Consider the following 25,114-nt stretch of genomic DNA (forward strand, 5'->3'; position numbering starts at 1 on the left):
GCACCGCGGCCGTCGCGCCCCGGTCAGGGTGAATCGGAGAGGAGATACCCATGGCGGGTCGTCCCCGATCCGGAATCGTGGGCGCCGGGTTCATCGGCGAGGTCCACGCGCGTGCGGTGCGCGCGGCGGGTGGTGTGCTGGCCGCCGTCGCCGGCCCCAGCGCGGAGTCGTCCGCGGCCGCGGCCACCCGGCTGCTGGCGGAGCGGGCGGCCCCGTCGGGGGAGGAGCTGGTCGAGGCCGACGACGTCGACGTCGTGCACATCTGCACCCCGAACCACCTGCACGCGCCGCTGGCCGAGCGGGCGCTGGCCGCGGGAAAGCACGTGATCTGTGAGAAGCCGCTCTCCACCGACGTGGCCGGCGCCCAGCGGCTCGCCGACCTGGCGGGCGCGGCCCCGGTCGTCGCGGCGGTGCCGTTCGTGTACCGGTTCTACCCCACGGTCCGCGACGCCCGCGGACGGGTGCGCCGCGGCGACCTGGGATCGATGCGCCTGATCCACGGCTCGTACCTGCAGGACTGGCTGTCGCGTACCGAAGATCGCAACTGGCGGACCGACGCGGCACTCGGCGGCGGCTCCCGCGCCTTCGGCGACATCGGCGTGCACTGGTGCGACGTCGTCGAGTTCGCCACCGGGCACCGCATCACCCGGCTCGTCGCCCGCCTGATGAGCGTCCCCCGCGGCGCTGACCGATCCGGGCCGGGCACGGAGGACGCAGCAACGGTTCTGTTCGAAACCGATCAGGGGGCACTGGGCTGCGTCATCGTCAGCCAGGTCTCACCCGGACGGAAGAACCGGCTGTGGTTCTCCCTCGACGGCGCCCGGGCCTCCCTGCAGTTCGACCAGGAACTCCCCGACTCGCTGTGGGTCGGTGGGCGGGAACACAACATCCTGGTCCAGCGCGGCGCGGAGTCCTCGACCGACGACGCCGCCCGGTACAACATCGTCCCGGTCGGCCACCCGCAGGGCTACGTCGACTGCTTCACCGCCTTCGTCGCCGACGTCTATGCCGCCACCGCCGGCGAGCCGCCCGACGGCCTTCCCACCTTCGACGACGGCCTGCGCGCCGCCGTCATCACCGATGCCGTTCTGGCATCCGCCGCCAGCAGCGGCTGGGTGACGGTGCCCCGCACACACATCAACCGAGAGACATCCACGGGGCCGGCACCTCGATGAGGAGGCACACCATGGCCGCTATGACAGGTCCACCGGGGAGCACGATCAGTGGGGCGACCCGGCTCAAGCTCTCCACGATGATGTTCCTGCAGTTCTTCGTCTGGGGCGCCTGGTTCGTCACCATGGGCACGTTCCTGGGCGAAGAACTGGAGGCCTCCGGAAGCCAGATCAGCCTTGCCTACCTGACCCAGTCCCTCGGCGCCATCGCGGCACCGTTCTTCATCGGACTCATCGCCGACCAGTTCTTCTCCGCCCAGAAGGTGCTGGGCATCCTGCACCTCGCCGGAGCCGCCCTGCTGTTCCTCGCGTCGACGATGTCGACCTTCGGCGCGTTCTTCCCGGTCATCCTCGTCTACATGATCCTGTACATGCCGACGCTGGCCCTCGTGAACTCGGTCTCGTTCCGGCAAATGGCAAGCCCGGAGAAGCAGTTCCCGGCCGTGCGCGTCCTCGGAACCATCGGCTGGATCGTCGCCGGAGTGATCATCGGCTGGCTGGCCTGGGAACAGGAGGCACAACTCAGCCAGACCTACCGGATGGCCGCCGTCGCGTCGCTGATCCTCGGCGTGTTCAGCTTCTTCCTGCCCGCCACCCCACCGACCCACCGCGGCGAGAAGACCTCGATCCGCGACATCCTCGGACTCGAAGCGATCGGCCTCCTGAAGAACCGCTCCTACCTCGTGTTCTTCCTCTCCTCCATCGCGATCTGCATCCCGCTCGCCTTCTACTACAACTTCACCAACCTCTTCCTCAACGAGGAGGGCGTGAAGTCCGCGGCGGCGGTCCAGTCGCTCGGGCAGGTCTCCGAGGTGCTGTTCCTTCTGCTCATGCCGTTCCTCCTGATGCGGATCGGCGTGAAGCTGACGCTGGCCGTCGGCATGGCCGCCTGGGCGATCCGGTACGTCTTCTTCGCCTTCGGCGACGCCGGAAGCCTGTTCTGGATGCTGCTCGTGGGCATCGTCCTCCACGGCATCTGCTACGACTTCTTCTTCGTCGCCGGACAGATCTACACCGACAAGTTCGCCGGTGAGCGCTTCCGCAGCGCGGCACAGGGACTCATCACCCTCGCCACCTACGGCGTGGGCATCCTGATCGGCTCGCTCGCGGCCGGCCCCATCGTCGACAACTTCGCCACCGACGACGGTCATGATTGGACCCAGATTTGGATCATCCCGGCCGTCATCGCGGGCGTCGTGATGATTCTGTTCCTGATCCTCTTCAAGGACCGGCGCGTCGACCACGTGACCATGCTGGATGCGGCGAGTACGACGCTCGAGGCACCCGGAATCGCGGTCCCGCGGGAGCAACGGCCACGCTCCGGCACCCCATGACCGAGATCATCCAGCCGTCGGCCCGCCAACAGCGTGGCCGCATTCAGCGCCGGCGCCGCAGGAAGAGGGTCCACACGCCGTACAGCAAGAGGGCGATGCAGAACGCCACACAGAGGAGTCCGAACGTCGTGCTGCCCTGATACGGACGGGCCAGAATCGGGTCGTCAGCCATCCCTACGGCCTTCCGCCTGTCGTCGGTGTGCCGGGCGTCTCGGCACCGTATCAGCCCTCCTGGTGGTGATAGGAGCCGCCGCCGGTTCTAGCACGTGCCCGACACCGCGCAGTACCGGACGACGGCCGTGCGGGCGATGTCGCGCAGCCACGCCGGGTCGGCCTGGAGCGTCGGCGTCACCAGCATCACCATGCTGCCGAGGCGGACGAACAGGAAGGCGTGCGTCGCCGGTTTGCCGGTCGACGCGGTCGCCGGCTCCTCGGTGACGTCGACCTGTACCGAGTCCACTCCGGCGAAGCCCTCGGCGCTGACCGCGAGGGTGTACCGGGCCCGGCCGGCGGTGAACGACGCGCAGTCGACCGCGGTCTGCCGTGCCTCGTCGAGGACCCGCTGGGCCGCCGCGACATCGGTGAACCGGAGCAGGACCTCCTCGACACTGACGCCGTCGAAGTTGCCGGGCTCCGGATCGGCGCGGACACCGACTCCGCCCTCGTGGTGCTGGATGGCGTCGGGCGACTTCGGGTTCGGGCCGTACGGGACCCGCACCGTTTCCGACGCCCGCACCATCCGGGCCGGGCAGCCGTCGAGGGTGGTGGGTGGCCAGAGCAGGACGTAGTCCTCCCTGCGCGTCCCGCCGACGGTGCTGCCGTAGCTGCTCCAGGCGTGGACGTCGTAGCCCGGGCCGACGTCCTCGGTCCGGAGCAGTTCCGGGGCGGGCCGGTCGGGGTGCGGCGGCTGGTCGATCGGCTGCGAGTTGGCCGGCCGCGGTTCGGCGTCCGTCCACATCGGACCGGAGGCCCACGCCAGCGTGGCGACGACGAGCACGACGGCGAGCCCGCCACCGACCACGCGGGCGGCGCGGCGACGCCGGACCCGCGCCCGGATCCTTGCGCTGTCGGGCCAGTCCACAGTGGACACACTGGCCATGACGAGGTCGTGCAGCCTAGTCACCGGATCTCCTCTCCGACGGCGTGGCGAGATAGGGCGCGAGCGTCGAGCGGCCGCGGGCCAGCCGCGCCTTGATCGTCCCGGTCGGGACGCCGGTCTCCGCGGCGATCTCCGCGACGGTCAGCCCGGCGAAGTAGTGCAGGGCGATGGCCGTCCGCTGGTCCGGCGACAGCCGGCGCAACGCGTTGACGAGGTCGACGGTCTCCGGGCCGGGCGGCGGATGCGCCGGCTCCGGACCGTGTCTCAGGTAGGCGCGGGCCCGGCTGCGGAGGCTGCGCCACCGGCTGATCGCGACCCGCGTGGCGACCAGCCGCACCCACGCCTCCGGATCGGCGTCCGGCCCGAACGAGCGCCACCGCTGCCACGCCCGGACGTACGCCTCCTGCACGGCGTCCTGCGCCTCGGCCAGATCGCCGGTGACCAGGAAGACGCACCCGAGCACCCGCTGCCGGCTGCCCCGGTAGAACGCCTCGAACCGCTCGCTGTCACCGGCCACTGATCCTCCATCGTCGACCCTGAATCACGGGGTCATACGCCTGGGCCGCCCCGGCCGGTTGCATCGACGCGGGCCCGATCTCCGCCGGTCGAGCGAGTCTTGAGCAGCGCGAGACGTGCGGCCGTTGGAATGCGGCCATGGCCGCGACCGGCTCACCGGCCGGAGCCGACATCCGTGGAAGGGGCTGTGCGATGACGGTGACCGATCCGACGCTCTCCGACGGGATCAGGATCGCCCGCATCAACGGCGCGTACCGGCAGGCAAAGGTGCTCCACTGCGCCGTGGAGCTGGGCCTGTTCGAGCTCCTGGCGACCCGCCCGGCCGACGAGGACGAGATCGTCGAGCGGCTCGGGCTGCGGCCACGGCTGGCCCGGTCGCTGCTCTTCGCCCTGGTCGCCCTGGAACTCCTGGAGCGCGACGGCCGCCGCTACCGCAACTCCCCCGCGGTGACGGAGTTCCTGTGCCCGGCCGGCGAGGTGAACCTCGGCCCGGCGGTGCGGGTGGCCAGCCGCCGGCACTACCGGGCGTGGGCCGACCTGTCCGACGCCGTGCGCGAGAACACCGGCGCGGAGACCGTCGACGAGGGTCACAACGCGTTCGCGGACCTCTACCGCAACCTCGACGACGCCCGCGGCTTCCTGGCGCACATGGACTCCTTCAACGGCTTCATCGGACCGGCTCTGGTCGACTGCCTGCCCTGGCGGAGGTACCGGTCGTTCGTCGACCTCGGCGGTGGGCGGGGCAACATCGCCGCTCAGCTCGTGCGCGCCTGGCCGCACCTGGCCGGCGGCGTGTTCGAGCTGCCCGCGATCCGGCCGCTGTTCGACGAGTACATGACCCAGCTGGGCGTCGCCGACCGGGTGACGTTCCACGGCGGTGACTTCTTCGTCGATCCGGTGCCGCCGGCCGACGTGCTGCTGTTCGGGCACGTGCTGCACGACTGGTCGGCGGAGCGCTGCCGGGTGCTGCTGGAACGGGCGGCCGAGGCGCTGCCGTCGGGCGGTGCCGTGGTGGTCTACGACCAGATGCTCGACGAGGCCGAGCCGGACCTGCACAGCGCGCTCGCCAGCCTCAACGTCGCGCTGATGACCTCCTTTGGCTCCGAGTACACCGTCGAGGAGTGCCGCGGCTGGCTGGAGAAGGCCGGGCTGCGGGTCACCGGGGGCCGCCGGCTGCACACCGTCGGCAGCGACTACCTGCTCGTGGCGGAGAAGCCCTGACCCGCCGCGCTCACCGGCGGGACTCCACGAACTCCCGGATCGACCCGCTGATGTAGTCGATCATCTCGGTGGTCAGGCCGGGGTACACGCCGACCCAGAACGTCCGCTCGGTGACGATGTCGCTGTTGGTCAGCTCACCGGCGACGCGGTACGTGACGCCCTGGTACGCCGGCTGCCGCGTCAGGTTGCCGGAGAACAGCATCCGGGTGCCGATCCGGCGGGACTCCAGGAACGTCAGGACGGCGGTGCGGTCGAACGGCGCGTCGGGGAGCACGGTCAGCAGGAAACCGAACCAGCTCGGGTCGCTGCCCTCGGTGGCCCGCGGCAGCAACAACCACGGCACACCCTCCAGGCCGTCGCGCAGCCGCTGCCAGTTGCGCCGCCGGGCCGCGCCGAACTCCGGCAGCTTGGCCAGCTGGGACAGGCCCAGCGCGGCCTGCAGGTCGGTGGTCTTCAGGTTGTAGCCGATCCGGGAGAACGTGTACTTGTGGTCGTACCCGTACGGCAGGGTGCCGAACTGCTGGCCGAACCGGCGCTGGCAGGTGTTGCTGCACCCCGGGGCGCACCAGCAGTCCCGGCCCCAGTCGCGCAGCGACTCGACCACCTTGGCCATCCGCACGCTGTCGGTCAGCACGCAGCCGCCCTCGCCGAACGTCAGGTGGTGCGCCGGGTAGAAGCTGACGGTGCTGAAGTCGCCGAACGTGCCGGTGGCCCGGCCCTGGTAGGTGCTGCCGACCGCGTCGCAGTTGTCCTCGACGAAGAACAGGCCCCGTTCGGCGGCCAGCGCGGCGATCTCCGCGACGGGGAACGGGTTGCCCAGCGCGTGCGCGATCATGATCGCCCGGGTCCGCGGGCCGATCGCCGCCTCCACCCGGTCCGGCGTGGTGTTGTAGGTGCCGAGTTCGATGTCGACGAAGACGGGCACCAGGCCGTTCTGCACGATCGGGTGGACCGTGGTGGGGAAGCCGGCGGCCACGGTGACCACCTCGTCGCCCGGGCGCAGCCGCCGCTCGCCGAGTTCGGCCTGGGTGAGCGCGGTCAGCGCGAGCAGGTTCGCCGAGGAGCCGGAGTTGGTCAGGTGCGCCTTGCGCCGCCCGATGGTGCGGGCGAACTCCCGCTCGAACTGCTCGGCGCTGGACCCGGCGGCGATGCGCAGGTTCAGGGCGGCCTCCACCAGCGCGACCCGGTCGTCCTCGTCCAGCACCGCGCCGGAGGGCAGCAGCGGCGTCTCGCCGGGGACGAACCCGCGCCCCTGCTCGCGCTCCCGGTGGAACTTGCGGACGTGATCGAGGATGAGCGACTGGATGTCCGTCATGCGGGTTCCCTTCTCGAGGCCGGGGCGGCCGGCACCGGTGATGCCGCGGCCCACAGGGTGTGCAGCGAATCGAGCAGCGGCCGCCGCGGCCGCCAGCCGAGCAGCCGGCGGGCGACGGTGACGTCGACCGCCTGCCACCGCACGCCGGTGGCGTTGGCCGCGCCGGGGCCGTCGCGGTCGGACAGTTCCGTGGGCACGCCGCTGATGGCGACGAGGTCGCGCACCAGCCGGTCCACCGGCACGGCCTCGCCGCGGCCGATGTTGACCAGCGCGCCGCCGGCCGGTGCCCGGGTCGCCGCCGCGCACACGGCGGCGGCCACGTCGCGGACGTCGACGAAGTCGCACTCGGCGGCCAGCCGGCCGGTGCGCAGCACCGCCGTGGCGCCGGCGCGCGCCGCCTGCGCCAACTCGGCGGCGACCCCGCCGAACAGGCTGGCCGCCGGCATGCCGGCACCGATCGCGTTGACGGTGCGCAGCACGACCGCGTCGACCCGGCCGGCCGCCGCGGCGGCGAGCACCAGCCTGGTCGCGGCCAGTTTCGTCCGCCCGTACGGGGAGACCGGGTGCGGCGGGGTGGACTCCCGGATCGGCGTGCCGGGCGGCACCGGTCCGACCTCGTGCACGGTGCCGAGCTGGACGAGCCGGGTGCGGCCGGGCAACCGTTCGACGGCGTCGACGAGGCGGGCGACCAGCCCGGTGTTGACCGGCTCCACCTCACCCGGGTCGGGCCGCCACACGGCGCCGGCGGCGTTGACGACCAGCGCCGGCCGGACCGCCGCCAGGGCGGCATGGAGCTGTGCCGTGGACGCCGTGGACAGGTCGAGCGCCGGCGCTCGGCCGCGGCCGACCACGGTGACCCGGTAGCCCGCCCGGGCCAGGGCGTCGCACACGTGCCGGCCGACGAAACCGGTGCCGCCGAGCACGACCGCGCGGGCCGTCACGCCCGGCTCCGCACGGCCCGCCGGCGCACCTCGTCCACCAGCTCGGCCTGCCGGACGACGACGTCGCCCTGCAGCCCGCTGTCGGTGCCGTCGCGGACGGCACCGGCGAACGCGGCGATCGCGGCGGCGAACTGGTCGTCGGGCGGCAGGGTCAGCTTCTCCACCCGGTCCTGCCGGTCCAGGCGCACCACCGGAGACAGGGTCGGCGGCGCGGTGAACGCGCGCTCGACGACGATCCGGCCCCGGCTGCCCCACACCTCGTACGCGCACCGGTAGCCGTGCTCCATGCCGAACGCGACCTGTGCGACCACGCCGTCCGGGGTGACGAGCAGGGCCGCGCCGCCGACGTCGACGCCGTACGCCGGGTCGACGCGCAGGCTGGCACCGGCCACGGTGAGCCGCGGCCCGAGGAGCGACTGGGCGAGCCGGATCGGGTAGCCGCCGTTGTCGCCGAGGGCACCGCCGCCCAGCGCCGGCTGGTACCGGATGTCGTCCGGAGCGCGGGGCGGCATCGCGAACACCGCGGTGACGGCGCGGACGTCACCCACCGCGCCGTCGGCGACCAGCTTCCGGACGGCGTCGTGCAGGCCGTGCTTGACGAACATGTAGTTCTCGGCCAGCACCAGCCCGCGCCGCGCGGCCGACGCGACGAGCCGGGCCGCGTCCGCGGGGTCCGGTGCCAGCGGCTTCTCGCACAGCACGTGCTTGCCCGCCAGCAGTGCCCGGTCCACCCACTCGGCGTGCAGCGCCGGTGGCAGCGGCAGGTAGACGGCGTCCACGTCGGCCCGCTCCAGCAGCGGCGCGTAGCCGTGCACCGGTTCGGCGCCGAACCGGCCGGCGAAGCGGGCCGCCCGGCCGGGGTCCCGGCCGGCGACCGCGACCACGGTGCTGTGCGGGCCGGCGGCCAACGCCGGCAGCGCCCGGCGCCAGGCGAACTCGGCACAGCCGAGGACGCCGAACCGCAGCGGCCGGCCGGCCGCGTCGGCGGTCACCAGCAGGCGTGCAGGCACGAGACGAGGCTGCGTGCCTGCACGTTGACGTAGTGGCTGTGCCGTTGCAGCGCGATCAGCTGCCCGACGGTGACCCAGCGGAAGTCCTCCGGCGGTTCCGCCGGGAAGTCGTCGTCCACCTCGACGACGAGGTACCGGCTCTCCGAGTGGTAGAACCGGCCGCCCTCCTCGGACTGGACCGTCTGGTAGCGGACCCGGCCGCGGCCGGAGAGCACGTAGTCCAGGAACAGGGGCCGGTACTCCTCACCGAGCCCGTCGTAGTTGGCCGGCACGCACTTGACGGTGGGACCCAGCTCCACCACGTCCATGTAGCCCGGCTCGACGGTGGCGTGCGCCAGCACGTGCAGCACCCCGTCGATGCGCCGGACGAGGAACGCGATCACGCCGGTGTCGCACGGCGCGAACAGCGGCTGCGTCCACTGGTGCACCTCGCGGTTGCTCGCGTGCACCGAGACGGCCATGACGCTGAAGTACTTGCCGTCCGGGCGGGCGATCCGGTCGGCGGTGCGGTGCCAGCCGGCCACCTCGTCGAGCGGGATCCGCCGGGCGTCGAGGATCTGCCCGGTCTTGGCGTCGTTGAGCCAGGTGAGGATCTCCCCTTCGGTGTACACCGAACCGGTCGCCTCGCCGACGGCGGTCGAGCGCCACAACGCCGCCGCGAAGTCGTCGCCCGGCGCCGGCGTCACCGGCAGCGAGTCGCGCGCCGCGTACTGCAGGCACGACAGCACCGAGCGGGCGTCCATGTTGATCAGGTTGGGCAGCGCGTGCAGAGCGCGGAGCTGGCCGAGGGTGAGCCAGCAGAACCCGTCGCGCAGCGGCACGTCGTCGGTCACCTCGACGACCATGTTGCGGTTGCGCTTGCGGTAGAACCAGGCGCCGTGCTCGGACTGGAGAACGTCGACCAGCACCCGGGCGCGTCCGGGCTGGACGAAGTACTCCAGATACGCGGTTCCCGCCCCGCCGTGCGCCTTGGTGTAGTTGCTGCGGGTCGCCTGGACGGTCGGCGAGAGCTGAAGCCCGTTGACGTTGCCCGGCTCCACCTTCGCCTGCATCAGGCAGTGCAGCACGCCGTCGATCTCACGCACCACGATGCCGAGGATGCCCACCTCCGGCTGGTTGATGATGGGCTGCCACCACTGCGGCACCAGGCCCCGGTCGCGGCGCACGTGCAGCCCCTGGACGCTGAAGAACTTGCCCGTCTCGTGGACGAGGAAGCTCGTGCGCGGGTCGAAGGACCAGCCGGACAACGCGGTGAACGGGATCGGCTCGACCGTGAACGAGGTCCGCCGCGCCTGCTCGGTGAACCACTCGTGGAAGCCTGCCGTGGACAGGGCGTGCCCGTGCCGGGCCAGCACCGAGACGAGGATGCGGCCGGCGTCACCGGTGGTGGCGCCGGCCGCCAGGTCGAGGCCCGCGCGGTGGCTGATGGTCACGCCGACAGGGTCGGCGGGTCCGCTCGATGCGGCATCCACTTCGGCTCGACCTCGGCCGGCTCGAGGCGGGCGAGACCGTGCAGCGAGGGGGCCGTCCTAACCTTCCGGGTCGGCACTGGACGGTCAGGGAGGCGTGCGATGCGGGTGCTGTTCTCGGTCTCGGACTGGTCGTCCCACTACTTCCCCATGGTGCCGCTCGGCTGGGCGTTGCAGGCCGCCGGGCACGAGCTGCGGGTGGCCTGCGACGCGTCCCAGGCGCCGGCCGTCGCACGTGCCGGCCTGACACCCGTGCCGCTGCTGGCGGGCCGGGACCTGATCTTCATGCACCGCATGCACAACCTCGAACAGGTGCACCTGGGCCGCTGGCCGCACGACCGGCTGCCGCCCCACCCGGTGACCGGTGAACCGCTGACCGGCCTGGCCGAGTTCGGCGACCTGGGGACCTACCTCGCCCGCACCCGGGCCGAGGTCGCCGCCGCGCTGCAGCGCAACATGGTCGACGCCGTCGGCTGGACGTGCGACTGGCAACCCGCGCTGGTGGTCTGCGACCTGACCAGCCTCCACGGCCTGCTGACCGCCGCGGTGGCCGACGTGCCCTGCGCCGTGCATCTCTGGGGGCCGGTCGGTACCGTCGAACCGCCCGAGTACGACCTGGTCCCCGACGACCGTGCCGGCACGCTCGGGCGGCTCGGGGTGGACGCCGAGGTGGTCGACCTCATCGAGCACGTGATCGACCCGTGCCCGGCGGACCTGGCGCCGCCCACCACCGCGGTACGGCTGCCCAGCCGGTACGTGCCGTACAACGGCGGTGGCCCGGTGCCCGCCTGGACGGCGCGGCCGGTGCGCGCGTCCGACCGGCCCCGGGTGTGTGTGGTGTTCGGTGACTCGCTGCGCGAGATGGCCGGTGCCGGGTCGTTCGACCTGGCCGGTCTGGTCCGCTCGGTGGCCCGGTTGGACGTCGAGGTGGTCGTCCTGGTCCACCCCGACGACGCGGCGCGGCTGGGCGACCTGCCCGGCAACGTGCGGGTGCCCGGCCCGGTGCCGCTGCATGCCCTGCTGCCCACCTGTGCGGCGGTGATCCACCACGGCGGCGCCGGTTCGCTGATGACCGCGCTCGCCGCCGGCGTGCCGCAGCTGTCCCTGCCCTTCTTCCCGGACCAGCGGGCCAACGCCGCGCGGCTGGCCGCCACCGGCGCGGGCGACACCATGGACGGCAATTCGTTCGATCCGGCCGGGGTGCGCGCGCGGCTGGTGGGCCTGCTGGGCGACCCGCGCTATCGGCGGCGGGCCGCGGCGCTGCGCGACCAGCTCGCCGACCGGCCCAGCCCGGCCCAGCTCGTGGAGCCGCTGGAGGAGCTGGCCCGGGCCGGCCGGCGCGTCCACCACGGGAGCCGGCTCCCCGCGGTTGACGGGGGTCTACCCCTCCAGTGGTCTTCGACGCGACGTTGAGCGCGCTCGGCCACCGTATCTCCCGTGACCGAGGACCCCCGTGCCGGCGACGCCGGCCACGCCCTGATCGAGCGGCTGCTCGCCGCCGCCGACGGCACCCCCGACGAGACCGCGGACCGGCTGGCCGGCGAGGATCCCGACGCGGTGGCCGTCACCACGCTGGCCGAGGTGATGACGCGGGTTGCCCTGGACGAGGTGGCCGGCGCGCCGGTCGCCGTACAGGTCGACCTCGGCGGGCCCGGCGGCCGGCTGGGCTACGTGGTCACCGTCGGCGATCCGGCGGCGAAGGTTGCCCCCGGCTGGATCGCCGACCCGTGGGTCCGGCTCAGGCAGGATCTCACCGAGTTCGTCCGCGCCGTCTTCGGGCCGGCGGTCCCGCCCGCCGGGGCGACCCGCGAGCTGTTCCTCAAGGACGAGCCCGGGCCGCGCAGCTGGCGGCCCGACGACCCGTGGCGGGTCGCGCAGGAGGCCGCCCGGCGGGCCGCGCACCGGCTGGTCCGCGCCTGCACCGCCGCGACGCCGGACCTGGCCGGGCTGGCGGTGCGGTTCGGTTCGGACAAGTGGGGCGGGCACTGGTACACGCCGCACTACGAGCGGCACTTCGCGCCGCTGCGCGACCACCGGGTCCGCCTGCTGGAGTTGGGCATCGGCGGCTACCACCTGCCCGACCAGGGCGGCGCGTCGTTGCACATGTGGCAGCACTACTTCCCGCGTGGGCTCGTCCACGGGCTCGACATCTACGACAAGTCGCGCCTGCCCGTCGGCCCCCGGGTCCGCACCGTGCGGGGCGACCAGGGCGACGCCGCGTTCCTGGACACGCTCGGCCACCGGATCGGGCCGCTGGACATCGTCATCGACGACGGCAGCCACCTCAGCCGCGACGTCATCGTCTCGTTCCGCGCGCTCTTCCCCCACCTGCGCGACGGTGGCCTGTACGTCATCGAGGACCTGGGCACCGCCTACTGGCCGGGATGGGGCGGCAGCAGCGAGCGGCTGGACGACCCGGCCACGTCCGCCGGCTTCCTCAAGACGCTGGTCGACGGCCTCAACCACCAGGAGCTGGTGCCCGGCGGCGGGCGGGCGGCCGCCGACACCGACACCACCGTGACCGGCCTGCACCTCTACCACAACCTGGCGGTCGTCGAGAAGGGCCGCAACACCGAACAGCCCGCGCCTTCGTGGGTCTCCCGCACCGAGGATCCTGGAGCACTGCTGTGACCGACACCGGCGCCGACCTGTACCTGAACCTGATGAAGAAGGTCCTGACCAACGTCATCTACGAGGATCCACCGGTGGCCCTCGGCTCCGTCGTCGACGGTTACCGCGCCGACGCCCGGCAGATCGGCGTCGACTGCCCCAGCGTGGCGCACACGATGGTCGGCCTGAAGCGGCTGGACAACCTGCGGGCCTGCATCGAGACGGCGCTCGCCGACGGGGTCCCCGGCGACGTCATCGAGACCGGTGTGTGGCGCGGCGGGGCATGCATCTTCATGCGCGCGGTACTCAAGGCGCACGGCGTCACCGATCGGACCGTCTGGGTGGCCGACTCGTTCGCCGGCATCCCGGAGACCACCCCGGACAGCCACCCGGACGACTGGCGGATGGCGCTGCACGAGCACAACGACGTGCTGGCGATCCCGATGGAGACGGTGCGGGGGAACTTCGCCCGGTACGACCTGCTGGACGCACAGGTCCGGTTCCTGCCCGGCTGGTTCCGCGACACGCTGCCCGCCGCACCGCTCACGCAACTGGCCGTGCTGCGCCTCGACGGCGACCTCTACGAGTCCACAATGGACGCTCTGACGCACCTGTACCCGAAGCTGTCCCCCGGTGGCTTCGTCATCGTGGACGACTACCTCATCCCGGCCTGTGCCAAGGCGGTCCACGAGTTCCGGGGCGAGCACGGCATCGAGGACCCGATCGAGACCATCGACGAGTGCGGCGCGTTCTGGCGCCGCACCGTCTGAGGCGAAGGGGATGCGGCCGGTGGACACCGTGACGGCGGACCAGGACGTCGAACGGCAACTGGAGACGGTCGAGCGGCTGGTGCGGGCGGCCGACGGCCGGGACGCGGAGCTGGCCAACGTCGTCGACGCGCTCGGGGCCGGCGAGGTCGCGGCGCTGGCCGTGGAGGAGCTCGTCTTCCGCTGCGCACCGCCGGGCAACCCCGTTCCGGTGGACGTCCAACTGGACCTGGTGCACGGCGTGCGGCGGCTGGTCTACACGCTGTCCGTCCGGGCCGGCGAGGCGGTCACCGCCACGCCGGAGGGCTCCGGGACCGCCTGCGCGCGGCTGGAGTTCGAGCTGACCCAGCTGCTGCGGCTGCTGTACGGCCCCGCCGACGGGCGCACCACCGGCACGCACCGCACCGAGCTACTCGTGCACCGGCGCGAGGTGCTCGCCGCTTACGCCTACGTGAAGGACCAGGGCGGTCTCGGTGCCGTCCTCGCCGCCACCAGCCGCGCCACCGCCACCGTGCTGGGCGCCCTGGCCGCCGGCCGGCCACCGCTGGACGAGCTGGCCGTCCGGTACGGCGCCGACAAGTGGGGACCGTGGCACTGGTTCGCTCCCCACTACGAGCGGCACCTCCAGCACCTGCGCGACCGGCCGGTCCGGGTCCTGGAGATCGGCATCGGCGGCTACCGCGACCCGAACGCCGGCGGCGAGTCGCTGCGGATGTGGAAGCGGTACTTCCACCGCGGCGTCATCACCGGTGTCGACGTGTTCGAGAAGCACGGCCTGCGCGGGCCCCGGCTGCGCGTGCTGCGCGGCGACCAGGGCGACCCGGAGTTCCTGGCCTCGCTCGCGGCGTACGGCCCGTTCGACGTGATCGTCGACGACGGCAGCCACGTCAGCGCGCACGTGCGCGCCGGCTTCGCGGAGCTGTTCCGGCACCTGCGGCCGGGCGGCTGCTACGTCATCGAGGACCTGTGGACGTCGTACTGCCCCGGCTTCGGCGGCGACGCCGACCCGGCCGCGGGCACCACGTCGCTGGCGCTGCTGAAGTCGCTGATCGACAGCATCCACTACGAGGAGCGCACCGACGCCGGCGCGACCGGCGGCTACCCGGACGCCGAGCTGGTCGGGCTGCACGTCTACCACAACGTGGCGTTCCTGGAGAAGGGCGTCAACGCCGAGGGCGGGATCCCGTCCTGGATCCCCCGCAGCATCGACGCCCTCGTCACCGACCCCACCGACCGGGCCGGCCGGCGTTAGCCCGGCTCGACCGACAGGGCGTGCCGGAACACGTTGCCGGGGTCGTAGCGGGCCTTGACGCGCCGCAGCCGCGGGTAGTTGTCCTTGAAATACAGGCGCTGCCACGGGACCCCGGACGCGTTCCACGCGGGGTCCTTCACGTCGACGTCCGGGTAGTTGATGAAGCAGCCGTCCTGGTTGTCGTTGGGCGCCGGCACGCCGCCGGTGGCCGCGTAGACGTCCCGGTAGAAGCGGCGCACCCAGTCGAGGTTCAGCGCGTCCTCGGCCGGGTCGCCCCACGTGGCCGCGTACCAGGTCTTGAAGATCGAGTCCCGCTGCGGCACCGCGGTCGCGTCGGCCGCGACGGTGTTCACCCGGCAGCCGTAGGACGCCAGGTACACCAGGCCCCAGCCGTGGAACGTGGGCTCGGTCAGCGCCCGGTAGACCGCGGCGACCTGCGCGTCCGTGAACGGCTTGCGCAGGTACCCGCCCTTGGACTTGGACCGGTCGAAGCCCTCGTTCGCGTTGCGCTGGGCCAGGGTGTTCTCCATCCACAACACGTCCGAGACGTTCACCCAGGGCTGGACGCCGACGCCCGCACCGACCGCCGCCACGTACTCGTCGAGCAGGCGCCGCGCGTCCGGAACGGTGGCGTCCATCCGGATCTGGAGCATGATGTTCTCGGCGGTGGGCGTCTGCAGGTACAGGGTGCTGTGCATGGCGGCGTAGGGCGAGTCGGCGCCGCTGTTCCGGGCGTGCCAGGCGCCGTGGTTGGTCACCAGTCGCGTGAAGGCCGCCTCCGTGAGCCCGTTCCACGGCCAGTACGCGGCGCCGGTGAGCAGCCGCGCCGGCGGCCGGGGCAGCAGCCGGGCCGGGTCGGCGCCGGTGGCACCGGGCGTGCGGAACCAGTAGCGGGTGACCACGCCGAAGGTGCCGCCACCGCCGCCGGTGTGCGCCCACCACAGGTCCCGGTTCGGGTCGTCGGGCTCCCGGGTTGCCAGCACGGTGCGGGCCCGGCCGGCCCCGTCGACCACCACGACCTCCACCGCGTACAGGTGGTCGACGCTGAGCCCGTGCCGGCGCGACAGCGGGCCGTACCCGCCGCCCGCGATGTGCCCGCCGACGCCGACCTCCACGCACAGCCCGGCCGGCACGGTGACGCCCCAGCCCAGGTACAGCGCGCGGTACAGCTCGCCCAGCGTGGCGCCGGCCTCGACCGCGAACGCCCGCAGCCGCGGGTCGTAACCGACGGCCTTCATCTCGGAGACGTCGAGCAGCACCCGGACCGCCGGGTCGTCGACCAGCCCCTCGAAGCAGTGACCGCCGCTGCGCACGGTGACCCGCCGGCCGTCGTGAACGGCGGCCGCCACGGCCCGTTCCACGTGCCCGGCCGAGTACACCAGGCACACCTCGTCCGGTGTCGCGGCGAAGCGGCCGTTGTAGCCGCGGGTGGTCAGCTCGGCGTAGCGGGGGTCGTCGGGGCGCACCAGCACCGCGGGCTGGGCGCCACCCGGCACAGCGGCGTTCGCCGGCGCGGGCGCGACCAGCGGGCCGGACACGGCGGTCAGGGCGGCGGTGCCGAGCAGTCCTCGGCGGGATACGGCCATGCCGTCCATCGCACGCTGCGGCGATCCAGGCCGGCTCGAGGCCGGCTCGACGGCCGTCAGGCGAGGGCGTCGGCCGCCGCGTACAGGTCCCGGCACTGCCGGAAGGTCGGCAGCAGCCCGGCCGCCGCCGCCTCGGCCAGCGTCGGCGCGGCCCGGTCCTTGGCCGACAGGATCGGGTCGGCGCAGCCCCACGGCAGCGCCAGGTCCGGGTCGAGCGGGTTCAGCTCGTACGGCTCGGTGTCCTCGTACGCGGTGGAGCACAGGTAGCCGACGGTGGCCCCGTCGGTGAGCGCGACGAACCCGTGCGCCAGCCCCTCGGCCACGAACACGGCCACGGCCGACCCGGCATCGAGCCGGTTCACCGCACAGGTGCCGTAAGCCGGCGAGCCGACCCGCACGTCCACGACGATGTCGAGCACCGCGCCGCGCAGGCAGCTCACGTACTTGGCCTGCCCCGGCGGCACGGCAACGCCGTGCAGGCCGCGCAGGACGCCGCGCCGCGACACCGAGTGGTTGGCCTGCGCCACCGGGAACCGCCGGCCGGTCGCGGCGGCCAGTTCCCGGGCGCGCATGGTCTCGTGGAAGACGCCGCGCTCGTCGGGCCGCCGGGTCGGCGTGATCCGGTACGCGTCCGGCACGGCCAGTTCGACGATGTCCACGCCGGCTACGCCCGCGTCGCCGCGGCGCCCAGCACCACCGGCAGCTCGTGCAGCCCGCGCATGATGTTCTCGCGCCACCGGGTCGGCCCCGCCAGCCGCATCTCCGGGAAGCGCGACACCAGCGCGCCGATCGCCACCTGCGCCTCCATCCGGGCCAGCGGCGCGCCCAGGCAGTGGTGGATGCCGTGCGAGAAGGCCAGGTGCGGGTTCGGGTCGCGGGTGATGTCGAGCCGGTGCGGGTCGGGGAAGCGGCGCGCGTCCCGGTTGGCGCCGCAGAACGACACCAGCAGGACCTCGCCCTTGCGGATGACCGTGCCCTCCACGTCGACGTCCTCCAGCGCGATCTGCCCGGCGGCGCTGAACGAACTCTCGTACCGCAGGAACTCCTCCACCGCCGACTCGATCAGCTCCGGTCGCCGCCGCAGCAGCGCGTGCTGGTCGGTGTTGGTCAGCAGCGCGTGGATGCCGTTGCCGATGAGGTTCGTCGTGGTCGCGTAGCCGGCCGCGATCAGCGCGATGATCAGCTCGACCAGTTCGGGCTCGGTGAGCCGCGCGGCTCCGTCGCGGGCCGCGATCAGGCCACTGGTCAGGTCGTCGCCGGGGTTCCCGCGCTTCTCCTCGACCAGCCCGACCACGTACCGCTTGGTGCGGTCGTAGACCTCCTCGCGGTTCTCCGCGATCTCCCCGGCGAGGATCTTCTCGGTCGACCGGCGCACCTCGGCCCGGTCCTGCGGCGGCGCGCCGAGCAGCTCGCAGATCACCGCGATCGGCAACGGGTAGGCCAACGCCTCCAGCAGGTCGACCGGCTCGGTCGCGCCCTCCCGGCCGGCGGTGTCGAGCATCGCGTCGACCTGTGCCCGCACCCACGGCCGCAGGCCCTCGATGCGGCGGAACGTGAACGCCTGGCGGATCAGCGAACGGATGCGGGTGTGCTCCGGCGGGTCGGAGTCGACAGCGGCGATCTCGCTGTCGTCGGGGCGGCGGCGGCTGAACCGCGGGTCGGCCAGGAGCGCGCGGGCCAGGTCGTAGCGGGTGACGAACCAGACCTCACCCATGAACGAGGTGGGCACCCGGGTCAGCGGGCCGGCCTCGCGCAGCCGGTCGAGCACCGGGTAGGGGTCCGCGATGCAGACCGGGCTCTCCTTCTCCACCAGGACGGGTTGCTGCGTCACGAGGTCCTCCTAGACCAGATCGTCGCGGGTGACCCGGCGGTGCCGGACCAACCAGCCGGCGCCGTCGCGCACGAGGTCGTCGACGCAGGACGTGCTGGCGTGCACGGTCGGCTTGCCACCGCGCGGAGTGGCGAGGACCAGCGCGTAGCTGTGCACCGACAGCGACGCGTCGTCGGTGCCCGGACGGACGCTGACCATGCCCAGCCAGTGCCGGCGCCGGACACCCGACCGGGCCAGCTCCTCGGCCGCGGCCCGCGCGCCCGCCTCGATGGCGGCCCGGCCCCGGATCGGTTCCGGCAGGGCGTTGGCGGCGAACACACCGTCCTCTGTGAAGGTGCGCGCCCACTCGGCGACGGCACCGCCGTCGAGCAGCCGCATCTGGTCGGCGTAGAACTGCTGAACCTCCTGGTACAGCCCGGTGACCGCGGCGACCGACGCTGACATTCCCCGCTCCTTCCGATGGCGACGCGCACAGGCTGGTCCGGCCGGCTGGAGGCCGGGTAGAGCGCCGATCGACGCCGCCGATCGACCGCCTCCGATCGACGCCGCCGGGCGGCCCGCCCAGCGCGGCTCGAGCCGCGTTCGAGCGCCGCGCGTGAGCCTCGGCCCGATCGGAAGACCGACGACCAAGCGGACGGAGCTGCGAGATGTTGGAAGACGGTCGCGACCTGAGCAACCTCATCACCGTGATCGCGCGGTTCACCACCAAGGGCGACCCGGAGGCGTTCGAACGCTTCTTCCTCGACCACGTCAAGTACATGCGCGCGCAGGAGGGGTTCGGCGCCCACCAGGCGGTGCGGTCGCTGGACAACCCCGCCGTGTACGTGAACTTCGGCTGGTGGCTCGGCCAGGAGGCGTTCCAGAAGGTGGTCGCCAGCGACCAGTTCAAGGCGCACCAGGGCGTGATGCACTCCATGCTGGAGAAGGCCGACCTGGACCTGTGCGTCAACGTGGCCCGGGTGAACGCGGCCGAGTCGGCCGGCACCCGCGGCGAGTTCGACACGCCGCTGATGAACATCACCACCTACCGGGTGACCGGCGACGGCGCCGAGTTCGAGGCGGCGTTCCAGCGGTACGCGGCGCACATCAGGGAACTGCACGGCTTCGGATACACCGACCTCAACCGGTCGCTGCGCAAGCCCGGCACGTACGCGAGCATCGGCTACTGGTGGGACCCGGCCGCCTATCCCAAGGCCACCGGCGGCGAGCAGTACCAGGCGTTGACGAAGCTCGCCGAGGTGAACGTCGAGCCGGTCAAGCACGTCGCGTGGGGCCGCGGCGGCGAGGACGACACGGCCGCGGAAACCGGCTGAGCGCGGAAGCCGACCGAGGCATGACGACCATCGACACCGACGTCTGCGTCGTGGGCGGCGGCCCGGCCGGGCTGACCCTCGCCCTGCTGCTGGCCCGCTCGGGCGTGCGGGTCGCGGTGGTGGAGCGGACCGCCTCGCTGGAGCGCCCGTACCGCGGCGAGATCCTCCAGCCGGGCGGTCAGGCTCTGCTGGCCGAACTGGGGGTGCTGGACGGCGCCCGCGCCCGCGGCTGCCACGAGCACTCCCGCTTCCGGTTCGTCGACCGGGGGCGGGTGCTGCTGGACATCGACTACCGGACGCTGCCCGCCCCGTTCAACTGCCTGCTGAGCGTCCCGCAGCGGCACCTCCTCGCGGAGCTGCAGGCGGCCTGCGGGCGGTACGAGGTGACGCTGCTGGCCGGGCACAAGGTGAGCGACCTCGTCCGCGACGGCGCACGGATCACCGGAGTGCTGGCGACCGGCCCCGACGGCGTCCGGCAGATCCGGGCCCGGTGCGTGGTCGGCGCGGACGGACGCTACTCCAAGACCCGGCGGCTGGCCGGCATCGACAACGACCGGCTGGACGTCTTCGACCACGACGTGCTGTGGTTCCGCATCCCCGACCGGGAGGGCCCGGGCAGCCCGGAGGTGCGCATCCACCGCGGCGGCGGCAACCCGGTGCTGGAGTACCGGTCGTTCCCGGACCAGGTCCAGCTCGGCTGGACGCTGCCGCACCACGGTTACCGGGCGCTGGCCGCCCGGGGCGTCGACCACGTCCGCGCGGAGCTGACCCGGGCGATCCCGCAGTACGGCGACCTGATCGACAAGCACGTGACCGCCCTGTCCGACCTGACGCTGCTGGACGTGTTCGCCGCGACCGCCCGGTCGTGGACCGCCGACGGCCTGGTGCTCATCGGCGACGCGGCGCACACCCACAGCCCGATCGGCGCCCAGGGCATCAACCTGGCCGTGCAGGACGCGGTCGCGCTGCACCCGGTGCTCGTCGACGCGCTGCGATCCGGGAACACCGACGCCGCGGCACTGGACCGGTTCGCCGCACCGCGCCGGCCGGACATCGACCGGGTGTTGCGCACCCAGGTGCTGCAGAGCCGGGCGATGCTGGCCGGAAACCGCGTGCTCGACGCGGTGCGCCCGCGGGTCGCCCGGCTGCTGGCACACACGCCGGTCTACCGGAAGGTGCTGCGCCACATCGCCTACGGCAACCCCGCGATCCGGCTGCGCACCGACCTGTTCGTCCGCTGACCATCGACCACGCAGGAGCGCGCCGTGCAGCTGATCGACCTGTCCTCGCCCGTCGACGCGAGCTTCTGGGAGCCCGACCCGGTCTCGCACACGCCGATGTCGCCGGCCGAGGGCGCACGGCACATGTGCAAGGAGATGAACGAGCATTTCGGCCTGAACCTGGACCCGGACATGCTGCCGGACGGCGAGTTCCTCAACAACGACACGTTCCAGCTGACCGCGCACACCGGCACCCACGTCGACGCGCCGGCGCACTACGGCTCGCGGGCGGCGTACGGGACGCCGCGCACGATCGACCAGATGCCGCTGGACTGGTTCTGCCGCCCGGGCGTGCTGCTGGACCTGCGTGCCGAGCCGGTGGGCGCGGTGGGCGCGGAGGGCATCGCGCGGGCCATCGACCGGATCGGCCACTCCCCCGCGCCGCTGGACATCGTGCTGCTGCACACCGGCGCGGAGCGGCACCTCGGCACGCCCCGCTACTTCACCGACTTCGCCGGCCTCGACCGCGACGCCACGGCCATGCTGCTCGACCTGGGCGTGAAGGTGATCGGCACCGACGCGTTCAGTCTCGACGCGCCGTTCCCGTTCATCCTCCAGCGGTACAACTCCACCGGGGACCGGGGCGTGCTGTGGCCGGCGCACATGCTCGGGCGCGAACGCGAGTACTGCCAGATCGAACGGCTGGGCAATCTGGACGCGCTGCCCCGCCCGTACGGGTTCCGGGTGATGTGCTTTCCGGTCAAGCTGACCGGCGCCGGGGCCGGCTGGGCGCGCGCCGTGGCCGTCCTGGACGAGCCGTGACCGGCGCGCCGAAGGGCCTGGTGCTCGCCGGCGGCGACGGCACCCGGCTGCGCCCGCTCAGCTTCGCGATGCCCAAACAGCTCGTGCCGGTGGCCAACCGCCCGGTTCTGCTGCACGCGCTCGACGACCTGCGCGCCGCCGGCGTCACCGACGTCGGCGTGGTGGTGGGCGACCGGGGCGCGCAGATCCGGGCGGTGGTCGGTGACGGCGCCGCGCTCGGCCTGCGGATCACCTACCTGGTGCAGGACCGGCCGCTCGGGCTGGCGCACTGCGTGCGGGTGGCCGGCGACTTCCTCGGCGCCGACGACTTCGTCATGTACCTGGGCGACAACGTGGTCCGCGGCGGCCTGGCGCCGCTGCTGGCCGACTTCGCCGCCGGCCGGCCGGCGGCGCAGGTGCTGCTGGCCCGGGTGGCCGACCCCCGCGCCTGCGGCGTGGCCGACGTGGAGCGGTCCGGCCGGATCCGGCGGGTGGTGGAGAAGCCCGCCGACCCGCCCAGCGACCTCGCCCTCATCGGCGTCTACGCGTTCTCGGCGCGGATTCACGAGGCGGTCGCGGCCATCCGTCCGAGCCGGCGCGGCGAGCTGGAGATCACCGACGCGATCCAGTGGCTGATCGACCACGGCGCCCCGGTGGGCGGCTCGCTGTTCACCGGCTTCTGGCGCGACACCGGGCGGGTCGACGACCTCCTGGCGTGCAACCGCGAACTGCTCGCCACGACGGTCCACAGCGTGCGGGGCGACGTCGACGGCGCCAGTTCGGTGCGCGGGCCGGTGCGGGTCGAGCCGGGCGCCCGGGTGATCTGCTCGCAGCTGGTCGGACCCGCCGTGATCGGCGCGGACGCCGTGATCGAGAACAGCTACGTCGGCCCGTACACGGCGATCGGGCCGGGCTGTGTGCTCGCCGGCGCCGGGGTCGAGGACTCGGTCGTGATGGAGAGCACGTCCGTGCGCGGTGTGCACGGCGTCATCCACCACTCGATCCTGGGCCGGTCGGTGGACATCACCTCGTCACCGCCGGAGCCCATGCGGCACCGCCTGGTCGTGCCCGACCAGAGCCGCCTCGAAATCGGCTGAGAGATTGGCTGAACCACGGCCGGTCACGCCGCGCGCAGCACCATGGCGGCGTTGAAGCCGCCGGCGCCACGGGCCAGCACCAGCGCGGCCGGCCGGTCCAGCGGGCGCGGCCGGTCGACCACCAGATCGATCCCGTAGTCCGGGGCGGGTGCCACGTTCATCGTGGGCGGGATCGTGCGCCCACGCAGCGCGAGCAGCGCCGTGACGACGTCGAGCACCGCACCGCCGGCGTAGAGCCGCCCGGTCGCGGCCTTCGGCGCGGTGACGGGCACGCCCGCCGGGCCGAAGACGGCGGTGATCGCGTCGGCCTCGATCCGGTCCTGGTCGCGCACGCCGGCCGCGTCGGCGAACACGACGCCGATGTCACCCGGCCCGGCGCCGGCGTCGGCCAGCGCCCGCTCGGCGGCCGCCCGCAGCGCCGGCTCGCCGCCGGAGTCCGGGTGGGGGTCGAACGTGGCGCCGTAGCCGGCGATCTCGCCGTAGCGACGGGCACCGCGCGCCCGCGCGGCCGCGCCGTCCTCGACGATCAGCATCGCGCCGCCCTCGCCGGGCACGTGCCCGCACGCCTGGTCGTCGAACGGCAGGTACGCGCGATCGGGCCGGTCGGACCGGCTGAGTCGCCCGCCGCACAGCTGCGCCACCCAGCCGTACGGCGACAGCGGGCCGTCGGTGCCGCCGGTGACCACCAGCCGCAGCCCCTTGCGCAGCTGCCGGCGCGCCTGCGCGATCGCGTCCAGGCCGCCCGCCTGCTCGCCGACCAGCACGCCGGTCGGCCCGCGCAGGTTGTGCCGGATGGAGATCTGGCCGCTGTTGACCGCGTAGAACCAGGCGAACGACATGTACGCGCTGACGTGCCGCGGCCCCCGCGACCACAGGTTCTCCAGCTCGCGCTGGCCGTACTCGAAGCCGCCGGACGCGCTCGCGGTGACGACACCCAGCTCCTGCGGGTCCAGCTCCGCCGGGCGCACGCCCGCGTCGGCGAAGGCCCAGTCGGTGGCGGCGAGCGCGAACTGGGTCATCCGGTCGGTCTGCGGCACCAGCCGGCCGGGCAGGTGGTCGGCCGGCGCGAAGCCGGTGATCTCGCCGGCCAGCCGGGCCGGGTACCCGTCGGCGTCGAACCGGGTCAGGCGGCGGATGCCCAGCTCGCCGCGGAGCGTGGCGGGCCAGTACGCCTCGACGCCCAGCCCGGTCGGCGCGGCCACGCCGACACCGGTCACCACCGCCGTCACCGGGCTCACCGGGTCGTCCCGGCGGGCGCGGTGAGCACCATGGCGCTCTGGAACCCGCCGAATCCGCTGCCGACCGTGAGCGCGACGCGCACCGGCTGCTCGCGCGCGGTGAGCGGCACGTAGTCCAGGTCGAGTTCGGGGTCCGGATCGGTCAGGTTCGCGGTGGGCGGGATCGCCGAGTGCTCGATCGCCAGCGCGCAGGCGGCGATCTCGATGGAGCCGATCGCGCCGAGCGAGTGCCCGATCATCGACTTGATCGAGCTGATCGGCACCCGGTGCGCGTGGTCGCCCAGGCTGCGCTTGATCGCCGCGGTCTCGTGCCGGTCGTTCTGCTTGGTGGCGGTGCCGTGCGCGTTGACGTACTCCACCGCCTCGGCGGGCAGCCGGGCCTCGGCCAGCGCCGCGGTGGCCGCGGCGGCCAGCTCGACGCCGTCGGGTCGCAGCCCGGTCATGTGGTAGGCGTTGCCCCGCGACCCGAACCCGGCGATCTCGGCGTAGACGTGCGCGCCGCGCCGGTAGGCGTGCCCGCGCTCCTCCAGCACGAGGATCGCCGCGCCCTCGCCGAGGACGAAGCCGTTGCGGTTGCGGTCGAACGGGCGCAGGGCGTGCTCCGGGTCGTCGTTGCTGGGCGAGGTGGCCTTGATGGCGTCGAAGCAGGCCACGGTGATCGGCGAGATCGGCGCGTCGGTTCCGCCGGCGACCATCACGTCGACCGAACCCTCCCGGATCAGGTCGCAGGCATACCCGACCGCGTCGATGCCGGACGTGCACCCGGCCGACACCACCGTGGCCGGTCCCTGCGCGTTCACCGCCCACGCCACCTCGGCGGCGATCGAGCTGGGCACGAAGTAGTCGTAGAGGTGCGGCACCCCGTACGCGTGGTCGACCAGCCAGCGCCGGCCGGCGTCGCTGAGCACGACGTACTCCTCCTCCAGCCGCTGCGTGCAGCCGACGGCGGTGCCGATCGCGACGCCGACGCGGTGCGGCGGCGTCCGCGCGTCGCCGAGCTCGCTGTCGGCCAGGCTCTCCCTGGTGCAGACGACGGCGAACTGCGCGACCCGGTCGAGCCGGCGGATCTCCCGCTGGGTCAGCCCGGCCGCCTGCGGGTCGAAGTCGCACTCGGCGGCGATCCGCGACCGGAACGGCTCGGCGTCGAAGAAGGTGATCGGCCGGGTGGCCGGCCGGCCGGACAGCAGCCGTTCCCAGAACGCCTTACGCCCGATGCCGCCCGGCGCGATCACGCCGATCCCGGTGATCACGACCCGCCGGCTCCCGTTGCCCTCGTGCATGCCGTCGAGAATCACGGCGGTGGCTAGACACCGGCTCGAGGA

General features: G+C 73.2%; 23 protein-coding genes. 11 read left to right on the top strand and 12 right to left on the bottom strand.

Going from position 1 to position 25,114, the window contains the following annotated elements:
- Positions 1–50 precede the first annotated feature (50 nt).
- On the top strand, positions 51–1,175 hold the full coding sequence (locus Vau01_RS39350) for a Gfo/Idh/MocA family protein (protein WP_204004575.1): 1,125 nt from the start codon (positions 51–53) through the stop codon (positions 1,173–1,175).
- Positions 1,176–1,195: 20 nt separating this feature from the next.
- The gene (locus Vau01_RS39355; RefSeq protein WP_204004577.1) at positions 1,196–2,506 is read left to right on the top strand and encodes a nucleoside permease; all 1,311 of its coding nucleotides are present in this window, start codon (positions 1,196–1,198) and stop codon (positions 2,504–2,506) included.
- A gap of 259 nt (positions 2,507–2,765) precedes the next feature.
- On the opposite strand, the gene Vau01_RS39360 is transcribed toward Vau01_RS39355, so the two are convergent.
- Positions 2,766–3,629, bottom strand: a complete 864-nt coding sequence (locus Vau01_RS39360) for a hypothetical protein (protein WP_204004579.1) — start codon at positions 3,627–3,629, stop codon at positions 2,766–2,768.
- The gene (locus Vau01_RS39365; RefSeq protein ID WP_204004581.1) at positions 3,622–4,122 is read right to left on the bottom strand and encodes an RNA polymerase sigma factor; all 501 of its coding nucleotides are present in this window, start codon (positions 4,120–4,122) and stop codon (positions 3,622–3,624) included. The genes Vau01_RS39360 and Vau01_RS39365 overlap by 8 nt, the downstream gene beginning before the upstream one ends.
- Before the next feature lie 191 nt (positions 4,123–4,313).
- Between Vau01_RS39365 and Vau01_RS39370 the strand changes: the two genes are divergently transcribed.
- Positions 4,314–5,342: a methyltransferase gene (locus tag Vau01_RS39370; protein WP_204004583.1), complete on the top strand. Its 1,029-nt coding sequence runs from the start codon at positions 4,314–4,316 to the stop codon at positions 5,340–5,342.
- A 10-nt stretch (positions 5,343–5,352) separates the two neighbouring features.
- On the opposite strand, the gene rfbH is transcribed toward Vau01_RS39370, so the two are convergent.
- Genes rfbH through Vau01_RS39390 form a run of 4 tightly spaced genes read right to left on the bottom strand, consistent with a single transcriptional unit; the run spans position 5,353 to position 10,041 of the window.
- Complete coding sequence (gene rfbH / locus Vau01_RS39375) at positions 5,353–6,657, bottom strand: lipopolysaccharide biosynthesis protein RfbH (RefSeq protein WP_204004585.1); 1,305 nt, start codon at positions 6,655–6,657, stop codon at positions 5,353–5,355.
- On the bottom strand, positions 6,654–7,598 hold the full coding sequence (locus tag Vau01_RS39380; RefSeq protein ID WP_204004588.1) for an NAD-dependent epimerase/dehydratase family protein: 945 nt from the start codon (positions 7,596–7,598) through the stop codon (positions 6,654–6,656). Before Vau01_RS39380 ends, rfbH begins: the two co-directional genes overlap by 4 nt.
- Entirely contained in the window at positions 7,595–8,608 is a 1,014-nt protein-coding gene (locus Vau01_RS39385) for a Gfo/Idh/MocA family protein (RefSeq protein WP_239152213.1), read from the bottom strand. The genes Vau01_RS39380 and Vau01_RS39385 overlap by 4 nt, the downstream gene beginning before the upstream one ends.
- Complete coding sequence (locus Vau01_RS39390) at positions 8,587–10,041, bottom strand: NDP-hexose 2,3-dehydratase family protein (protein WP_204004591.1); 1,455 nt, start codon at positions 10,039–10,041, stop codon at positions 8,587–8,589. Before Vau01_RS39390 ends, Vau01_RS39385 begins: the two co-directional genes overlap by 22 nt.
- Before the next feature lie 138 nt (positions 10,042–10,179).
- Between Vau01_RS39390 and Vau01_RS39395 the strand changes: the two genes are divergently transcribed.
- The 4 genes from Vau01_RS39395 to Vau01_RS39410 are packed head-to-tail and all read left to right on the top strand — an operon-like array spanning position 10,180 to position 14,706.
- Positions 10,180–11,490 (top strand): nucleotide disphospho-sugar-binding domain-containing protein, encoded by a 1,311-nt coding sequence (locus Vau01_RS39395; RefSeq protein WP_204004594.1) that lies wholly within the window; start codon positions 10,180–10,182, stop codon positions 11,488–11,490.
- Between the two features lie 24 nt (positions 11,491–11,514).
- Positions 11,515–12,708: a class I SAM-dependent methyltransferase gene (locus Vau01_RS39400; RefSeq protein ID WP_204004597.1), complete on the top strand. Its 1,194-nt coding sequence runs from the start codon at positions 11,515–11,517 to the stop codon at positions 12,706–12,708.
- Positions 12,705–13,457, top strand: coding sequence for a TylF/MycF family methyltransferase (locus Vau01_RS39405; protein WP_204004600.1), 753 nt, complete (start codon positions 12,705–12,707; stop codon positions 13,455–13,457). Before Vau01_RS39400 ends, Vau01_RS39405 begins: the two co-directional genes overlap by 4 nt.
- 19 nt (positions 13,458–13,476) lie before the next feature.
- A complete protein-coding gene (locus Vau01_RS39410; RefSeq protein ID WP_204004603.1) occupies positions 13,477–14,706 on the top strand; it encodes a class I SAM-dependent methyltransferase in 1,230 nt (409 codons plus the stop codon).
- Here the strand turns inward: Vau01_RS39410 and Vau01_RS39415 are convergent.
- From Vau01_RS39415 to Vau01_RS39430, 4 genes are read right to left on the bottom strand one after another with little or no spacing between them, the layout of a single operon-like run.
- A complete protein-coding gene (locus tag Vau01_RS39415) occupies positions 14,703–16,292 on the bottom strand; it encodes an FAD-binding oxidoreductase (protein WP_239152214.1) in 1,590 nt (529 codons plus the stop codon). The two genes, Vau01_RS39410 and Vau01_RS39415, sit on opposite strands and share 4 nt — an antisense overlap.
- Positions 16,293–16,348: 56 nt before the next feature.
- Positions 16,349–16,951: a dTDP-4-dehydrorhamnose 3,5-epimerase family protein gene (locus tag Vau01_RS39420; RefSeq protein WP_204004609.1), complete on the bottom strand. Its 603-nt coding sequence runs from the start codon at positions 16,949–16,951 to the stop codon at positions 16,349–16,351.
- A gap of 5 nt (positions 16,952–16,956) precedes the next feature.
- Entirely contained in the window at positions 16,957–18,123 is a 1,167-nt protein-coding gene (locus Vau01_RS39425) for a cytochrome P450 family protein (protein WP_204004612.1), read from the bottom strand.
- Between the two features lie 9 nt (positions 18,124–18,132).
- Complete coding sequence (locus tag Vau01_RS39430; protein ID WP_204004615.1) at positions 18,133–18,567, bottom strand: nuclear transport factor 2 family protein; 435 nt, start codon at positions 18,565–18,567, stop codon at positions 18,133–18,135.
- Positions 18,568–18,770: 203 nt separating this feature from the next.
- Here Vau01_RS39430 and Vau01_RS39435 point away from each other — a divergent pair, with 203 nt between their 5' ends.
- The 4 genes from Vau01_RS39435 to Vau01_RS39450 are packed head-to-tail and all read left to right on the top strand — an operon-like array spanning position 18,771 to position 22,554.
- The gene (locus tag Vau01_RS39435; RefSeq protein ID WP_204004618.1) at positions 18,771–19,436 is read left to right on the top strand and encodes an antibiotic biosynthesis monooxygenase; all 666 of its coding nucleotides are present in this window, start codon (positions 18,771–18,773) and stop codon (positions 19,434–19,436) included.
- A 20-nt stretch (positions 19,437–19,456) separates the two neighbouring features.
- Positions 19,457–20,677 (top strand): FAD-dependent monooxygenase, encoded by a 1,221-nt coding sequence (locus tag Vau01_RS39440; protein ID WP_204004621.1) that lies wholly within the window; start codon positions 19,457–19,459, stop codon positions 20,675–20,677.
- 24 nt (positions 20,678–20,701) lie between these two features.
- A complete protein-coding gene (locus Vau01_RS39445; protein WP_204004624.1) occupies positions 20,702–21,478 on the top strand; it encodes a cyclase family protein in 777 nt (258 codons plus the stop codon).
- Entirely contained in the window at positions 21,475–22,554 is a 1,080-nt protein-coding gene (locus Vau01_RS39450) for a glucose-1-phosphate thymidylyltransferase (protein ID WP_204004627.1), read from the top strand. The genes Vau01_RS39445 and Vau01_RS39450 overlap by 4 nt, the downstream gene beginning before the upstream one ends.
- Positions 22,555–22,577: 23 nt before the next feature.
- On the opposite strand, the gene Vau01_RS39455 is transcribed toward Vau01_RS39450, so the two are convergent.
- Together Vau01_RS39455 and Vau01_RS39460 are read right to left on the bottom strand one after the other, a co-directional pair.
- Positions 22,578–23,792, bottom strand: a complete 1,215-nt coding sequence (locus tag Vau01_RS39455; protein WP_204004630.1) for a ketosynthase chain-length factor — start codon at positions 23,790–23,792, stop codon at positions 22,578–22,580.
- Positions 23,789–25,072: a beta-ketoacyl-[acyl-carrier-protein] synthase family protein gene (locus tag Vau01_RS39460; protein WP_204004633.1), complete on the bottom strand. Its 1,284-nt coding sequence runs from the start codon at positions 25,070–25,072 to the stop codon at positions 23,789–23,791. The genes Vau01_RS39455 and Vau01_RS39460 overlap by 4 nt, the downstream gene beginning before the upstream one ends.
- Between the last annotated feature and the right edge of the window lie 42 nt (positions 25,073–25,114).

Origin of the sequence: Virgisporangium aurantiacum, assembly GCF_016863635.1 — a bacterium.
GTDB classification, from domain to species: Bacteria; Actinomycetota; Actinomycetes; order Mycobacteriales; family Micromonosporaceae; genus Virgisporangium; species Virgisporangium aurantiacum.

Coding starts and splice junctions, on each gene's coding strand:
- Vau01_RS39350 (WP_204004575.1), top strand. CDS start 51: ATGGCGGGTCGTCCCCGATCCGGAATCGTGGGCGCCGGGTTCATCGGC.
- Vau01_RS39355 (WP_204004577.1), top strand. CDS start 1,196: ATGACAGGTCCACCGGGGAGCACGATCAGTGGGGCGACCCGGCTCAAG.
- Vau01_RS39370 (WP_204004583.1), top strand. CDS start 4,314: ATGACGGTGACCGATCCGACGCTCTCCGACGGGATCAGGATCGCCCGC.
- rfbH (WP_204004585.1), bottom strand. CDS start 6,657: ATGACGGACATCCAGTCGCTCATCCTCGATCACGTCCGCAAGTTCCAC.
- Vau01_RS39395 (WP_204004594.1), top strand. CDS start 10,180: ATGCGGGTGCTGTTCTCGGTCTCGGACTGGTCGTCCCACTACTTCCCC.
- Vau01_RS39415 (WP_239152214.1), bottom strand. CDS start 16,292: ATGGCCGTATCCCGCCGAGGACTGCTCGGCACCGCCGCCCTGACCGCC.
- Vau01_RS39430 (WP_204004615.1), bottom strand. CDS start 18,567: ATGTCAGCGTCGGTCGCCGCGGTCACCGGGCTGTACCAGGAGGTTCAG.
- Vau01_RS39435 (WP_204004618.1), top strand. CDS start 18,771: ATGTTGGAAGACGGTCGCGACCTGAGCAACCTCATCACCGTGATCGCG.
- Vau01_RS39440 (WP_204004621.1), top strand. CDS start 19,457: ATGACGACCATCGACACCGACGTCTGCGTCGTGGGCGGCGGCCCGGCC.
- Vau01_RS39460 (WP_204004633.1), bottom strand. CDS start 25,072: ATGCACGAGGGCAACGGGAGCCGGCGGGTCGTGATCACCGGGATCGGC.